The sequence below is a fragment of the Novosphingobium sp. P6W genome (assembly GCF_000876675.2).
Classification (GTDB): Bacteria; Pseudomonadota; Alphaproteobacteria; order Sphingomonadales; family Sphingomonadaceae; genus Novosphingobium.
On sequence record NZ_CP030352.1, the window covers coordinates 2,532,151 to 2,546,641 of the forward strand.

Consider the following 14,491-nt stretch of genomic DNA (forward strand, 5'->3'; position numbering starts at 1 on the left):
CAAATCCTTTTTCAATGCTGCGCGCCAGAGGCAGACTAGACCCGAGCGTCCCTGTGACGCTCCCATAGATCAGGCCTGCGTAACCGTGTGTCCTCGTCCGCCCTTTGTTTCCGCCAGGCAGCGATTTTCGCGTGATCCCCCGATCGCAGCACTTCGGGGATCGCGCGCCCTTCCCACATAGGGGGTCGGGTGTAGTGCGGGTACTCGAGAAGACCGTCCTCGAACGACTCCTCGGCCCCGCTGGAAGCCGCGCCCATTACTCCGGGAAGCAGGCGAATGCAAGCATCCAGAACCATCAGCGCAGCGCATTCTCCGCCCGACAGGACGATGTCGCCCACCGAGACTTCCTCGACGTTGCGGCCAGCGAAAATACGCTCATCGAAACCCTCGAAACGGCCGCACAGCAGGGTGACGCCAGGGCCTTCTGCAAGTGCGCGGATGCGGGCCTGGGATATAGGCTTGCCGCGCGGCGTCATGGCCAGAACCGGCGCGTCCGGGGCCAGTTCGCGGGCATGGTCGATCGCGGCCGCCAGCACGTCAACCTTGAGCACCATCCCGGCGCCGCCGCCCGCAGGCGTATCGTCGACGGTGCGGTGCTTGTCGGCCGCGAAATCGCGGATCTGGACCGGGTTTATAGACCACTTGCCCTCGGCCATCGCCCTGCCCGCCAGGCTTACGCCCAGCGGCCCGGGAAACATCTCGGGATAAAGGGTCAGGACGGTGGCCGCGAACGTCATGGCTGCGCGAAAGCCGCCGTGATGACCAGCCTGTCCGCGTCCCACTCGGGCACGGCAGCGGGGGTCATCGGCACCATGAAACGGCGCTTCTTGCCGTCTTCACCGGCCGGGCATTCGATCTCGATGACGTCACCGGCACCGAAGTTGTCGACCGCGATACAGACGCCAAGCGCTTCGCCCTCGTCCGAAACGGCGGGCAGGCCCAGCAGGTCGGCGTGGTAGTACTCGCCCTCCTCCAGCGCCGGCATCGTCGAACGGGGCACGGTGAGCGCGGTTCCGCGCATCTTCTCCGCCGCCGTGCGATCGGTCACTTCGGCGAAGCGGGCGATCGCGCCGCCCTTGCCGTCGTCCTTGAGCTTGGAGACGGTGAGACTGGAATCGTTGAAGGCGCGGTAGCGCTTGAGCGCGGCCACGCCTTCTCCGAACAGCTTGAGGCGGACCTCGCCCGTCACACCGTGCGCGCCGGTAACGGCGGCGAGCGTGACGGGGCGATCCTTCTTGCCGTCAACCAAGGCTTAGGCCTCGGTCGATTCCTCGGTGGACTCGGGAGCAGCTTCCTCAGCGGGAGCTTCTTCGGCCGGGGCAGCGGCAGCAGCGGCGGCTGCAGCAGCGGCTTCGGCAGCAGCTTCTTCAGCTTCGCGAACCTTGGTGGCGCGATCTTCAGCGCGCTCCTTGGCCTTCTTGCCCGGCTCTGCCTTGGTCGGGTTCACGGAAGCGGCGCGCTCCTTGATACCGGCCTTGTCGAGCATGCGAGCAACGCGGTCGGTCGGCTGGGCGCCAACGCCGAGCCAGTAACGCACGCGGTCTTCGACCAGGCGAACGCGGTTCTCGTCTTCCTTGGGGAGGACCGGGTTGTAGGTGCCGACCTGCTCAAGATAAGCGCCGTCGCGCGGAGCGCGCGAGTTGGCGACGACGATCTTGTAGTAAGGGCGCTTCTTGGCACCACCGCGCGAGAGACGGATCGAAACGGACATTTGCTGTTACCTTCCTGATAAACTTGAAAAAAGCGTGTGTGATTATTTCTTGAGAAACTTGCTGAGGTCGGGGCTTGCGCCCATCCCTCCGAGACCCGGAAGGCCGCCGCCAAGACCCTGGCCGCCCAACCCCTGACCGCCGAGCCCCGGCATGGCGCCGTCGAGGCCGCCCTTGCCGAACATCGCGGCCAGCCCCTTGAGGCCGCCCATCTTCTTGATCTGCTTCATGGCCTTGGACATCTCCATGTGCATTTTCAGCAGCTTGTTGACGTCCTGGACCTGGGTGCCCGAACCCTTGGCGACGCGGATCTTGCGCTTGGCATTGAGCAGCGCGGGATTGATGCGTTCCTTGGGGGTCATCGAACCGATGATCGCATCCATGCGCAGCAGCACGCGGTCGTCCATGCCGGACGCCTGCATCGCCGCCTTAGCCTTCTTCATGCCGGGCATCATGCCCGCCAGCATGCCGAGGCCGCCCATCGACTGCATCTGCTTGAGCTGCATGCGCAGGTCGTTCATGTCGAACTTGCCCTGGTCCATGCGCTTGGCAAGCGCCTCGGCATCCTCGACCTTGACCGCTTCTGCCGCCTTCTCGACCATGGAGACGATGTCGCCCATGCCCAGGATGCGGTTGGCGACACGGCTGGGGTGGAAGACCTCGAGGGCCTCCATCTTCTCGCCGGTGCCTGCGAACTTGATTGGCTTGCCGGTGACCGCGCGCATCGACAGCGCCGCGCCGCCGCGCGCATCGCCGTCCATGCGGGTCAGCACGACGCCGGTGAGATCAACCTGGCCCGCGAAGGACTGGGCGACGTTCACGGCGTCCTGGCCGGTGAGCGAATCGACGACGAGCAGCGTTTCACGCGGGGTCGAGATGGCGGCAACCGCCTTCATCTCGTCCATGAGCTGCTGGTCGACGTGGAGACGGCCGGCGGTATCGAGCAGCAGCACGTCCACCGCCTGCAAACGCGCGGCCTGCATGGCGCGCGTGGCGATTTCAGTCGGCTGCTGGCCGGAGATGATCGGCAAGGTGGCAACGCCGACCTGCGTGCCGAGCACCTGAAGCTGTTCCTGCGCCGCCGGACGATTGACGTCCAGCGAGGCCATCATGACCTTCTTGCCCTGCTTCTCCTTGAGGAGCTTGGCGATCTTGGCGGTGCTGGTCGTCTTGCCCGAGCCCTGAAGGCCGACCATCATGATGACGATCGGCGGCACGGCTTCAAGGTCGAGGCCGGGGACGTCTTCGCCGCCCAGCATGTCGATCAGCGCGTCGTTGACGATCTTGACGACCTGCTGGCCCGGCGTGATCGAACGCAGGACGTTCTGGCCCACAGCCTTTTCGGTGACCTGATCGATGAAGCGGCGCACCACCGGCAGCGCGACGTCGGCCTCGAGAAGCGCGATGCGCACTTCGCGCATGGCGTCGAGGACGTCCTGCTCCTTGAGCGCACCACGCCCACGCAGCTTGTCGAACACACCACCAAGGCGGTCTGAAAGGCTGTCGAACATGGGCCGCTCACTCCAATCAAGACCGGGGAGATCAAACCCGGCACGCGAAACGCAAAAAACGCCGGTGGGCGAAACCTCGCTGACCGGCGTGCATGAATTTATGCGAAAAACGCCGGTGAACGAAACCTCGTCAACCAGCGTGGTCGCAAATCATGCGAAACTGCAATGTCAAACCGGCTCGAAAACCGACTTGTTCGAAATGGTGGAGCCTAGCGGGATCGAACCGCTGACCTCCTGCATGCCATGCAGGCGCTCTCCCAGCTGAGCTAAGGCCCCAATCATTTCAGCAGGTTGACCCCGGGAGGATCGACCCGTTCCCTTGCTTTGCGGCGCTGCGTAGAGGCCGTTTCGCTTGGGAGGCCGCCATCTAGTGGCGGTCTGAAAACTTGGCAAGAGGAAAATTAAAGGGGTGTCAGATTTTTCTGACACCCCTGCGACATCAGTTGTCGATGTCCTTGTCGTCGTCACCGGCGCCGATACCCAGATCGTCGTCACCGCCGAGATCCACATCGTTGTCGGGCGAATCCTCGTCCTCGTCGATGTCCAGATCCTCTTCGGCCAGATCGGAGTCTTCGGTCTCGACGACCTCCTTCTTCTGGATCTGCTCATAGGGAATCGGCTGCTTCGACTTCAGCACCGGCTCGGGGTGCCATGTGTTGCCGCATTCGATGCAGGTAACCGGGTCATCCTTGCCCAGGTCATAGAAGCGGGTGCCGCATTTCGGGCAGCCATGCTTGGCGCCCCATTCAGCCTTGGCCATGGAAAATCCTCGTCTGGCCCGTCCCAAATGGCGCGGGCGTATAAATCTGCGTCTTGATGGGAAGGCGCGCGCGCAAAAGCAAGCGTGGCAAAATCCTGCGAACTGCCCTCATCAGGGCGCGCGCCTTGCCATAGGCGGCACGCGCTGTCAAAAGCCGGCCGGATTTTCACCCCCTCCCGCCCCGGAAAGACCCTTGCTGTGAGCCACGCCGACCCCGCCTCGATGCGCCCCCGCCGTTTCCTGCCTGCCGGGCCTCTCAAGGGACGCATCCGGGTGCCGGGCGACAAGTCGATCAGCCACCGCTCGATCATGCTGGGCGCGCTGGCCGTGGGCGAGACGCGCGTGACCGGCCTGCTGGAAGGCGAGGACGTGCTGGCCACCGCCGCCGCGATGCGGGCAATGGGCGCATCGGTGGAACGTCTCGAATCCGGCGAATGGGTCATCAACGGAGTCGGCGTGGGCGCCCTGCTCCAGCCCGAGACGCCGCTCGACATGGGCAATTCGGGCACCTCGACGCGGCTGCTGATGGGTCTTGTCGCCAGCCACCCGATCACCGCGACCTTCACCGGCGATGCTTCGCTGTCGAAGCGCCCGATGGGCCGGGTAATCGATCCGCTTTCCAGCATGGGTGCCAGCTTCGAGGCCAGCGAAGGCGGCACGCTCCCTCTTATCCTCAAGGGCGCATCGCCCGCCGTGCCGATCACCTATCGCCTCCCGGTCGCCTCGGCGCAGGTCAAGAGCGCAATCCTGCTCGCCGGGCTCAACACGCCTGGCATCACCACCGTTATCGAGCCGGTGCCCACCCGCGATCACTCCGAACGGATGCTGCGCGGCTTCGGCGCCGAACTGACCGTCGAAACCGACGCCAACGGCGCCCGCGTCATCTCGATCCGGGGCGAGGCCGAACTCAAGCCGCAGACCATCGAGGTTCCCGGCGACCCGTCCTCAGCAGCTTTCTTCATCGTCGCCGCGCTCGTCGTGCCCGGTAGTGAAGTCCTGATCGAGAACGTCGGCCTCAACCCCACCCGCGCCGGGATCGTCGAAGTGCTGCGCCTGATGGGCGGCTCCATCGAGGAAGTGAACCCGCGCGAAGTCGGCGGTGAGCCGGTTGCAGACCTGCTGGTGCGCCACTCCGCGCTCAAGGGCATTGATGTGGACCCGGCCGTCGTGCCCAGCATGGTCGACGAGTTTCCCGCCCTGTTCGTCGCCGCATCGCTGGCGGAAGGGATCACCACCACCACCGGCCTCGACGAACTGCGCATCAAGGAATCAGACCGTATCTCGGTGATGGCCGCCGCCCTCACCGCCGCCGGCGCCGCAGTGCGCGAAACCGAGGACGGTCTCGTCATCACCGGCACCGGGGGCCAGCCCCTGCCCGGCAGCGACGCCGCGATCGCCACCCACCTGGACCACCGCATAGCCATGTCGATGGCGATCGCGGGCATCGCGAGCCGCAGCGGCGTCGAGGTGGACGACACCCGCCCCATCGCCACCAGCTTCCCGGTCTTCGAGGCCATGCTGGACGAGTTGGCGGCATGATTATCGCCGTCGACGGCCCCACCGCCTCGGGCAAGGGCACCATCGCCCGCGCCCTTGCCGCGCATTTCGGCGTGCCTCACCTCGACACCGGCCTGCTGTACCGCGCGGTAGGCCGCCAGTGCGTGCTGGACGGCGGCAACCTGGAAGACCCGGCAGCAGCACTCGCCGCCTGCGCCTTTCCGGAAAGTCTGCTGCTCGACCCCGAACTGCGCTCCGAGGAAACCGGCGGGCTTGCGAGCCGCGTCTCGGTCCACCCGGCAGTTCGCCGCGCCCTCTACGACCGCCAGCGCGCCTTCGCGACGCGGGCGGGCGGCGCCGTTCTCGACGGGCGCGACATCGCCTCCGTCATCGCGCCCGATGCCACCGCCAAGCTGTTCGTCACCGCCAGCACCCAGGCCCGGGCCCGCCGCCGCTTCGCCGAAATGCAAAGCCACGGCCGCGACATCACGCTGGAAGCCATCACCGCCGACCTCGCCGCCCGCGACGAACGCGACCGTTCGCGCAAGGACGCTCCGCTGGTGGTGGCGCCAGGCGCCATCGTCCTGGACACCTCGGACCTCGACCGCGATCAGGCCGTGGCCAAAGCGATCGGCATCGCCGAAGCCGCACTCGCCTCGGCGCAGGGCTGAACCCTATTTGCCGGCTGGCAGTGTGGGAATGCACCGCGCGCCGCTATAGACAGCGTAACTTCAGGTAATTCAGGTAGAACCATGGCCCGCAAGCACCCCAAACACGGTCCTTACGAAGACGTAGCAGACGAAGAAGAGGCTCCGGTAGAGGTAGTGCCCTGCTGGCTCTGCAGCCGCCCCACCGGCAAGACCATCGTCTGGCACCATCCCGTGCCCAAGAGCCGGGGCGGGCGCGATACCGTGCCCATGCACCCTATCTGCCAGCAGGCACTCATCACCAACTTCACCAATTCCGAACTACAGCGCCACGGGATGAATGTGGAAGGGCTGCTCGACAACCCGAACGTGCGCAAGTTCGTAGACTGGGTGGCAAAGAAGGACCCCGATTTCACTGCGCCCCTCACCAAGAAGCAGCGCTGAACTCGGCAAACCCTTGAGGGCGATACCTTATGCCGACGCCTCTTGAAACGCCCGCCTTCCCGCCCCGCTTCACCGTGCGAGCGCGGTTGAAAAGTTTCATCTTCGCGGGCTGCGGGCTGCGCTCTCTGGTCCAAGGAGAACACAATGCCCGGCTGCATCTTGCGGCCTCGCTGATTGTCGTAGCCGCAGGACTGGTGCTGCGCGTTTCGGCGGCCGACTGGCGCTGGCTGGTACTGGCCATCGCCATGGTCTGGCTGGCCGAAGCGTTCAACACCGCGATCGAAGACATCTGTGACCGCATCAACCCCGAGTTCGATCCCGCCATCGGGCGCATAAAGGACCTGGCGGCCGGCGCTGTCCTGGTCGCGTCGATCGCTGCCGCATTGATCGGACTATTCACGCTAACCCCGCCTTTGCTGGAGCTGTTTCGCTAGGCCCAGTTCATAAGCGACCGGCCCGGTTATAACGGCACCAGTGAACCGGCGCTGCAAAGCTGCGCGCAGCCCTGCCGCATCCTCCCCGTACCCGCCATTTCCCTTGCATTTCTGCGCCCTCCAGCCTAAGCGCCGCCGGTCCCGAAGGTTCGCGAGAATCGCCGGGACGCCGCGACCGGCATCCGGCCATCGCGGCAGTACGGCCCCTTTGGCCTGTGGCCCGCATGGTGCGGACCATGGAGAAAAGACCGGCGGATCCAACCGCCAGGCCGGAAAATCGAACGAAGGAAATGGGTTACATGGCCTCAGTTGCCAATCCGACTCGCGACGATTTCGCGAAAATGCTCGATGACCAGTTCGGCGGCGCTGCCGACGACGGTTTCGAGGGACGTGTCGTCAAGGGCACCATCACCGCCATCGAGAACGACAAGGCCGTCATCGACGTGGGCCTCAAGAGCGAAGGCCGCGTTTCGCTGCGCGAATTCGCTCGCGGTGAAGACGACCACGGCCTGAAGGTCGGCGACGAAGTCGAAGTTTACGTCGACCGCGTCGAGAACGCCGACGGCGAAGCGATGCTGTCGCGCGATCGCGCACGCCGCGAAGCCGCCTGGGACAAGCTCGAAAACGAATTCGGTGAAGGCAAGCGCGTCGAAGGCGTGATCTTCGGCCGCGTCAAGGGCGGCTTCACCGTCGACCTCGACGGCGCCGTTGCATTCCTTCCCGGTTCGCAGGTCGACATCCGCCCCGTGCGCGACGTCACCCCGCTCATGGATGTGCCGCAGCCCTTCCAGATCCTCAAGATGGACCGTCGCCGTGGCAACATCGTCGTGTCGCGCCGCGCCGTCCTCGAAGAGACCCGCGCAGAACAGCGCAGCGAGCTGATCGACAAGCTGACCGAAGGTCAGGTCATCGACGGCGTCGTCAAGAACATCACCGACTACGGTGCGTTCGTTGACCTCGGCGGCATCGACGGCCTGCTCCATGTCACCGACATGAGCTACAAGCGCGTCAACCACCCGAGCGAAGTCATCGCCATCGGCGATACCGTGAAGGTGCAGATCATCCGCATCAACTCGGAAACCCAGCGCATCAGCCTCGGCATGAAGCAGCTGGAAAGCGATCCCTGGGAAGGCGCAGCCGTCAAGTACCCGGTCGGCGCGAAGCTGGCGGGCACTGTCACCAACATCACCGAATACGGCGCCTTCGTGGAGCTGGAAGCCGGGATCGAGGGCCTGGTCCACGTTTCGGAAATGTCCTGGACCAAGAAGAACGTCCACCCGGGCAAGATCGTTTCGACCTCGCAGGAAGTCGAAGTCATGGTTCTCGAGGTCGACAGCGACAAGCGTCGCATCAGCCTCGGCCTCAAGCAGGCTCAGCAGAATCCTTGGGAAGCCTTCGCTGAGAAGCACCCCGTCGGCTCGCAGGTTGAGGGCGAAGTCAAGAACGCCACTGAATTCGGCCTGTTCATCGGTCTCGACGGCGACGTCGACGGCATGGTTCACATGTCGGACATCGCCTGGGGCATCTCGGGTGAAGACGCGCTGGCTCTGCACCGCAAGGGTGAAGAGGTTTCGGCCGTGGTTCTCGACGTCGACGTCGAGAAGGAACGCATCAGCCTCGGCATGAAGCAGCTTGAGCGCGGTGCTCCGGCAGCTGGCGGCGTTGCTGCATCGGGCGCCGAAGGCGGCCTGCGTCGTGGTCAGGTCACCACCGTGACCATCCTCGAAGTCCGCGACGGCGGCCTGGAAGTCCAGGCTGGCGACGATGGCGCCACTGGCTTCATCAAGCGTTCGGACCTCGGCCGCGACCGCGACGAGCAGCGCCCCGACCGCTTCCAGGTCGGCCAGAAGCTCGACGCCATGGTTACCGGTTTCGACCGTTCCAAGAAGCCGAACTTCTCGGTCAAGGCCCGCCAGCTGGCCGAAGAGAAGGAAGCAGTGGAGCAGTACGGTTCGTCCGACTCGGGCGCATCGCTCGGCGACATCCTGGGCGAAGCGCTCAAGAACCGCTGATAGCTTCGACCCGCAGCCAAGGTTGCAGGTTGAACGAAAGCAAGGCCCGTCCGGAGCAATCCGGGCGGGCTTTTGCTTTGTTGTCCGTCTTGGGAAGAATGGAACATCCCCGCTCCCACCGCTTTGTCTGATCCAGAAGCAGTGACGAGACGGAGGCTTCCATGCACGCCACCCCCTTCCTGATGTTCCAGGGCGACGCACAGGATGCGCTCATGCTGTGGAAGCGCGCCTTTCCCGACCACCTTGAGGTGACGGCGCTCGATCATCACGGGGCCGGCGAATTCGAAGGCAAGACCGCCCGCGCGTACTTCACCCTTGGCGGCACGCAATGGCACGTCCTCGATAGCGACATACCCCACGGTTTCACCTTCACCCCCTCGACCTCGATCTTCATCGACTGCGACGATGAGGCGCAGCTTCGTCACGCCGCAAAGGTGCTGGGCGCCGACGGCAAGGTGATGATGCCGCTGGACGCCTACGAATTCAGCGCAATGTTTACATGGCTCAGCGACGTCCACGGCGTGAGCTGGCAGCTCAACCTGCCCTTCCCCGCCGACGCATGAATGCTTACATCTCTTCCGCGCAAGGAGAGGTCACAATGCTTGAAGTCCACCAGTTCCCCTGCCTGTCCGACAACTACGGCTACCTGCTTCATGATAGCGAGAGCGGCGAAACCGTATGTATCGACACGCCGGATGCGGACGAATACCTGCGGCAGGCGGCCCACAAGGGCTGGCAGATCACCCAGATCTGGAACACTCACTGGCACCCGGACCATGCCGGCGGCAATGCCGCCATCACGGCGGCGACGGGGTGCCGCGTAACTGCCCCGGTCGGCGATGCCGCCAAAATCGAGGCGGTCGATCGCACCGTGGGCCAGGGCGATGTCGTTTCCATCGGTGACCGCCAGGCTTTCGTGATCGATGTCGGCGGCCATACCAATGGCCACATCGCGTACCATTTGCCCGGCGCGTCCATCGCGTTCGTAGGCGATTCGCTGTTCGCGCTAGGCTGCGGACGCATGTTCGAGGGCACACCCAGTCAGTTCTGGGCCTCGCTCCAGCGGCTGAAGGCCCTGCCCGCTGTGACGATGATCTACTGCGCGCACGAATACACTGCTTCTAATGCCCGCTTCGCGCTCCACGCCGACCCGGACAACGCCGAGTTGCAGGCCTATGCGCAGGAAATAACCCGCCGCCGCGAAAAGGGCCTGGCCACCGTCCCCGCCAAACTCGAACGGGAACTGGCGACCAACCCTTTCCTGCGCGCCGACGATCAGGCGATGCAGGCACGCTGGGGCGGCGGCGATGCGGTTGAGACGTTTGCCGCGCTCAGGAGCGCGAAGGATAATTTCTAGGCACGAGCGCCTCCCTGTTTCGCGAAGCGAAATGGAGAGGCGCTGCCAAAGAAATCAGTGATTCGGGAAAATCCCGTCACCTACTGCGCTGCGACGCGCCCGCCTCCTCATACCAAGCTGCGGGAGGAACCTGCGCATCAGGTATCCGGAAATGACAGTGTCAGGTTGAGACGCTTCATAACCTCCTCCAGCGGTTCGATGACAGTGACGGAGCGTCCCTCGCCGAAGCGAACGCGGGTTCCAACATCGACTTGCGAAACGAAAGTGACCTGTGCTGCATTGATCGCGGTAGGGGTACGGTCGGCACCGGTAAACTTCACGAACATGATGAGCCTCTCCTTCTTTTCTGGACGTAAAGCCTAGAGCTTGTCCGCCCGGCGTCAAACTCCATGTTTTCGCCCGCACCCTGGCAAATCTCGTTCAGACGCAAAAAAGCCCCCGTCCCGAAAGGACGGAGGCCCGTTTTACCTGCCCTTTCGGGCCGAGATCAGATTCCGGCGATGGCCTGGTCGACCAGCACCTTGTCCGCGTCCGCCGAATGGTTGGCGGCAATCAAAACCTTGGCGGCCGCAGCAGCGGCAGCGGCTGCTTGGTTGCGCAGGCCGGTGACCGCAGCAAATTCAGCGGCGCCGATCTTGTCCTGCGCCATCTTTTCGCGGCGGGCCACCACTTCGACAGTGTCCTTCTCGGCCTTGGCGATGATCGCCTCGGCTTCGTGACGGGCATGGTCGAGCATAGCCGCGGCGTCCTTTTCGGCGCCGGCAATCTTGTCCGCGTATTCCTTGCGCAGGCTTTCGGCCTCAGCGCGCAGGGTCTTCGCTTCCGCAAGCTGCGCCTTGATCTCGGCGATCTTGGAGTCGAGCCCGCCGGTGATCATCTTGGGCGCGCCCTTCCAGACCAGGATGGCAAGCAGGACGATCATCGAGGCGCTGACGACTGCAACCGGAGGCGCGAAGCCCAGGAACAGCGGTTCGGCGTGATGCTCGACCGTGGCGGTATGCGCGGTCTGCGCACCCGTCAGTTCGGCACCCTCGTGAGCGAGGCCATGTTCGACGGCGGCGTTGGCGTCAGTCGCGGAGGTTTCAGCCATGGACCAGGTTCTCCTTCACCGCGCCGCGCACGGCGGCGTCGTCAAGCGAGAGGCCGGCGACGCGGCTGACGATCTCACGGGTGGCGTCGGCGGCGACAGTCTCGATCTCGTCGGCGGCCAAACGGCGCGCCTCGGCGATACGGGTTTCGGCCCCGGCGATGGTGGCGTCGATGCCGGCCTGGGCGACAGCGAGACGCTGCGCGGTGGCGGCAGCGGCTTTGCCGCGTGCATCCGCGATCAGCCCCTGCGCCTGGGCGCGGTTGGCGTTCTCACGAGCGCGCCATGCGGCTTCTTCCGCGTCTGCCTGCGCACGCGCGGCTTCGGCAGCCTTGAGGTCGTCGGCGATCTGCTTGTCGCGGCTCGCGACGGTGTCCATCACCTTCGGAACCATACCCCGTCCAACGACGAAGAAAGTGATACCGAAGAAGATCAGCAGCCAGAAAATCTGGCTGGAGTAGAACTCGCCTAGCTGTGCGATCTGAGGCATTGGTCAGCCTTGTCTCGAGGTTGCCGTGAAAAATCTTGAACCGTAGAAAGTCCCGGCCGCCTCACCCAAAGGGTATGAGGCAGCCGGAGCCAATCCGGTCAGGCGCTGGATCAGGCGAAGATCAGCAGCGCGGCAATGACGAACGAAAGCAGGCCAAGAAGCTCTGCACCGGCGAAACCGATGAAGAGACGACCCTGCTGGGCGTCAGCGGCGCCCGGATTGCGCAGTGCGCCTTCGAGGAACTTCGCGAAGACGTTGCCCACGCCGATAGAAGCGAGGCCGGCACCGATAGCGGCGAAGCCAGCGCCGAGCATCTTTGCAGCTTCTGCGTCCATTTCAAAAACTCCCTTTGGTAAACCCGAGTGTGGTAGAAAAATCAGTGAAGGTTCTCTGCGTCGTTCAGATAGACGCAAGTGAGAAGAGCGAAAACGTATGCCTGGATACCAGCGACCAGCAGCTCGAGAGCGCAGATGCCGACCATCAGGACAAAGCTGGGAACACCGGCGATCACGAACATAATCGGGCCGTTGTTACCGCCGCTGATGACGAAGCTCGAAAGCACCTCAAGCAGGACGTGGCCGGCCATCATCGCGACGAACAGTCGCAGGCCGAGGCTGAACGGGCGCACCAGGAACGAGATCAGCTCGACCACGAAGATGATCGGGATCATGCCAACCGGAGTGCCGTGCGGCACGAACAGCGAGAAGAAGTGAAGGCCGTGCTTCGAGAAGCCGACGATAAGCACGATCGCGAAGGACAGCACCGCCAGAACACCCGTAGCCGAGAAGTGGCTGGTGAAGGTGAAGGCGTGCACGCCGACGACGCCGAGCGGCATCAGGCCAAGGAAGTTCGCGAACAGGATGAACATGAACAGCGAGAAGATGTACGGAACGTACTTCTTGCCGTTCTTGCCGACGTTGGCGGCCAGCATGCCGTCGATGAAACCGGTGAAGGTCTCGACAGCCATCTGCCAGCGGCCAGGCACGACGGCGCGCTTCATGCCGCCCGCAACGAAGACGATCAACGCAAGCGTCGCAATGGCCATCCACAGCGCGCTATTGGTGAAAGCGACGTTGTAACCGGCAATGTTCCAGTCCGCGCCCGCCAGCTTCTCGAGCTGGAACTGGTGCATCGGGTCGAGCTTCGCTTCGGCTGCCACGCGAGTTTCCCTGTCGCCAATGAACGACAGCGCCCCTTCCATCCCCCCTAATGGGTCAGTCCGGGCGCCGGTTCGTAATCCGGATTATGTTCCTGAAGGCAATACCGATTCCAACGAACAGCATCACCATCAGACCCCAGGGGGACGTACCAGCGAAATGGTCGATCAACCACCCCAGGAACAGTCCGCCCGCAAGACCCCCCAGCAGTTCCGAAAGGACGCGGTTGCCAAGGCGATAGCTCGCATCGGTTTCCGCACCGGCCTTCGGTCGGTTGCGTTCGTCTTCCCGCTCGCGAAGGGCTTTCAGCCTTTCGTCAAGCGAATCGATGCGCGCATCCTCCCCCACAGGGTCTCGGACAGGTGGCTCGTCGGTCATGTCAGGCTCCTCATTATGACAACAGGAACGCAAGACGCAAACGACGGCTGCCCGCCAAGAGCGCCGCCCCCTTAGGGTGGGGCTTTTCCCGAGTCAACCGGGGGCGGTCCGCAGCATTGCCTGTTGTTGACAGCGCCCACGCTTTAGAAACGCGCGGGACCAAGAACAGAGCGGCCCCATGCGGCCAATACCGCATCCGCGATACACGGCGAAAGGCCAAGAAAAAGGCCGGAAAAGCGCGAACGCTTCCGACCTTTTCTTGATTCGTCACCGCCCGCGAAAAACGCTTTCGCCGCCCGGCCTAGTACTTTTGTCCATCATGGATAGCGGACAGGTTCACGGGCAGCGCGGATCGAGTTCCGGTGCACCGCTGCCGCGTGTTTTCCACGAACCGTCGAGGCCCTGATACTTCTCACCCGCCTTGGTGTCGCGGATCAGCTTGCAGCCGGTGGTGAAGGCATATTCCTGAATCGTGCTCTTGCCCGCCGCAGCGCCGGTGTAGACCGCCCGGCGCTGGTTGTTGAGGTCACGCACCATCGCGGCGATATCGGCGCCCTGACTGCCCACCACGCCCAGATAGCCATCATTCTGCTCACCCACCTGCCCAGCGGCACGCGCGGCGGTGTAGGCCGGGCTGCGGCCGTCGGCATGGGCTGCAGAAATACCGGAAACCATGAGAACCGTGGCGACAACAGCGCCGGAAAAACGGATCCTCGTCATCAGAATATTCCCTTGTTCTCATCCACGGTCTTGGCCGCGTCGGCGGCAAGACGGTAGACCACTTCCTGCCTGATGTTGATGTTCAGTTCGATGACGATCGGCTTGTCGGGTGCTGCAACCTGTATGCACCCGCCGAGCCCGAACGCTCCCGAAACCGTCATCATCATCGCGGCCATCCCTGCAGCGCGAACGGCGCGCCTTCCGGACCTTGTGCCTGCCAGCTGCTCGATATTTTCATGCCCGTCATTCATCGCCGGGTTTCTTGCAGCCGGAACGCTTCCGGTCAAT

At 64.0% G+C, this 14,491-nt stretch carries 20 protein-coding genes and 1 tRNA gene; 7 read left to right on the plus strand and 14 right to left on the minus strand.

From position 1 onward, the window contains the following. Nucleotides 1-35: 35 nt before the first annotated feature. The 6 genes from trmD to TQ38_RS12235 all read right to left on the minus strand — a co-directional run bounded on the left by trmD (nt 36) and on the right by TQ38_RS12235 (nt 3,980). Nucleotides 36-737, minus strand: a complete 702-nt coding sequence (gene trmD / locus TQ38_RS12210; protein WP_043977536.1) for a tRNA (guanosine(37)-N1)-methyltransferase TrmD — start codon at nt 735-737, stop codon at nt 36-38. Then, on the minus strand, nt 734-1,249 hold the full coding sequence (rimM, locus tag TQ38_RS12215; RefSeq protein ID WP_043977535.1) for a ribosome maturation factor RimM: 516 nt from the start codon (nt 1,247-1,249) through the stop codon (nt 734-736). The genes trmD and rimM overlap by 4 nt, the downstream gene beginning before the upstream one ends. Nucleotides 1,250-1,252: 3 nt before the next feature. After that, nucleotides 1,253-1,711 (minus strand): 30S ribosomal protein S16, encoded by a 459-nt coding sequence (rpsP, locus tag TQ38_RS12220; protein WP_043977534.1) that lies wholly within the window; start codon nt 1,709-1,711, stop codon nt 1,253-1,255. 42 nt (nt 1,712-1,753) lie between these two features. After that, nucleotides 1,754-3,220 (minus strand): signal recognition particle protein, encoded by a 1,467-nt coding sequence (ffh, locus tag TQ38_RS12225; protein ID WP_043977532.1) that lies wholly within the window; start codon nt 3,218-3,220, stop codon nt 1,754-1,756. Between the two features lie 200 nt (nt 3,221-3,420). Then, nucleotides 3,421-3,496, minus strand: a tRNA-Ala gene (locus TQ38_RS12230). Nucleotides 3,497-3,659: 163 nt separating this feature from the next. Further along, nucleotides 3,660-3,980, minus strand: coding sequence for a TIGR02300 family protein (locus TQ38_RS12235; RefSeq protein WP_043977530.1), 321 nt, complete (start codon nt 3,978-3,980; stop codon nt 3,660-3,662). Between the two features lie 222 nt (nt 3,981-4,202). On the opposite strand from TQ38_RS12235, the gene aroA reads away from it, so the two are divergent. The 7 genes from aroA to gloB all read left to right on the plus strand — a co-directional run bounded on the left by aroA (nt 4,203) and on the right by gloB (nt 10,371). Further along, nucleotides 4,203-5,519: a 3-phosphoshikimate 1-carboxyvinyltransferase gene (gene aroA, locus TQ38_RS12240; RefSeq protein WP_043977630.1), complete on the plus strand. Its 1,317-nt coding sequence runs from the start codon at nt 4,203-4,205 to the stop codon at nt 5,517-5,519. Beyond that, nucleotides 5,516-6,148, plus strand: a complete 633-nt coding sequence (locus TQ38_RS12245; RefSeq protein ID WP_043977529.1) for a d(CMP) kinase — start codon at nt 5,516-5,518, stop codon at nt 6,146-6,148. The genes aroA and TQ38_RS12245 overlap by 4 nt, the downstream gene beginning before the upstream one ends. 81 nt (nt 6,149-6,229) lie before the next feature. Continuing rightward, nucleotides 6,230-6,568: a hypothetical protein gene (locus TQ38_RS12250; RefSeq protein WP_043977527.1), complete on the plus strand. Its 339-nt coding sequence runs from the start codon at nt 6,230-6,232 to the stop codon at nt 6,566-6,568. 29 nt (nt 6,569-6,597) lie between these two features. Next, nucleotides 6,598-7,002: a diacylglycerol kinase family protein gene (locus tag TQ38_RS12255; protein ID WP_043977524.1), complete on the plus strand. Its 405-nt coding sequence runs from the start codon at nt 6,598-6,600 to the stop codon at nt 7,000-7,002. 299 nt (nt 7,003-7,301) lie between these two features. Then, a complete protein-coding gene (rpsA, locus tag TQ38_RS12260; RefSeq protein ID WP_043977628.1) occupies nt 7,302-9,014 on the plus strand; it encodes a 30S ribosomal protein S1 in 1,713 nt (570 codons plus the stop codon). 161 nt (nt 9,015-9,175) lie between these two features. Further along, nucleotides 9,176-9,577 (plus strand): VOC family protein, encoded by a 402-nt coding sequence (locus tag TQ38_RS12265; RefSeq protein ID WP_043977521.1) that lies wholly within the window; start codon nt 9,176-9,178, stop codon nt 9,575-9,577. A gap of 35 nt (nt 9,578-9,612) precedes the next feature. Continuing rightward, nucleotides 9,613-10,371: a hydroxyacylglutathione hydrolase gene (gloB, locus tag TQ38_RS12270; RefSeq protein ID WP_043977520.1), complete on the plus strand. Its 759-nt coding sequence runs from the start codon at nt 9,613-9,615 to the stop codon at nt 10,369-10,371. Nucleotides 10,372-10,508: 137 nt separating this feature from the next. On the opposite strand, the gene TQ38_RS12275 is transcribed toward gloB, so the two are convergent. The 8 genes from TQ38_RS12275 to TQ38_RS30935 form a co-directional block, all read right to left on the minus strand. Continuing rightward, on the minus strand, nt 10,509-10,697 hold the full coding sequence (locus TQ38_RS12275) for a hypothetical protein (RefSeq protein ID WP_043977518.1): 189 nt from the start codon (nt 10,695-10,697) through the stop codon (nt 10,509-10,511). A gap of 161 nt (nt 10,698-10,858) precedes the next feature. Further along, a complete protein-coding gene (locus tag TQ38_RS12280; RefSeq protein WP_082057812.1) occupies nt 10,859-11,461 on the minus strand; it encodes a hypothetical protein in 603 nt (200 codons plus the stop codon). Beyond that, complete coding sequence (locus TQ38_RS12285) at nt 11,454-11,948, minus strand: ATPase (RefSeq protein ID WP_043977516.1); 495 nt, start codon at nt 11,946-11,948, stop codon at nt 11,454-11,456. Before TQ38_RS12285 ends, TQ38_RS12280 begins: the two co-directional genes overlap by 8 nt. Before the next feature lie 110 nt (nt 11,949-12,058). Beyond that, complete coding sequence (locus tag TQ38_RS12290) at nt 12,059-12,283, minus strand: F0F1 ATP synthase subunit C (RefSeq protein ID WP_007678253.1); 225 nt, start codon at nt 12,281-12,283, stop codon at nt 12,059-12,061. 41 nt (nt 12,284-12,324) lie between these two features. Further along, nucleotides 12,325-13,107: a F0F1 ATP synthase subunit A gene (locus tag TQ38_RS12295; protein ID WP_043977625.1), complete on the minus strand. Its 783-nt coding sequence runs from the start codon at nt 13,105-13,107 to the stop codon at nt 12,325-12,327. A gap of 55 nt (nt 13,108-13,162) precedes the next feature. Then, on the minus strand, nt 13,163-13,483 hold the full coding sequence (locus tag TQ38_RS12300) for an AtpZ/AtpI family protein (RefSeq protein ID WP_043977512.1): 321 nt from the start codon (nt 13,481-13,483) through the stop codon (nt 13,163-13,165). A gap of 336 nt (nt 13,484-13,819) precedes the next feature. Next, complete coding sequence (locus tag TQ38_RS12305; protein ID WP_043977510.1) at nt 13,820-14,203, minus strand: YdbL family protein; 384 nt, start codon at nt 14,201-14,203, stop codon at nt 13,820-13,822. Then, nucleotides 14,203-14,454: a YnbE family lipoprotein gene (locus TQ38_RS30935; protein ID WP_043977508.1), complete on the minus strand. Its 252-nt coding sequence runs from the start codon at nt 14,452-14,454 to the stop codon at nt 14,203-14,205. Before TQ38_RS30935 ends, TQ38_RS12305 begins: the two co-directional genes overlap by 1 nt. Nucleotides 14,455-14,491: the final 37 nt, after the last annotated feature.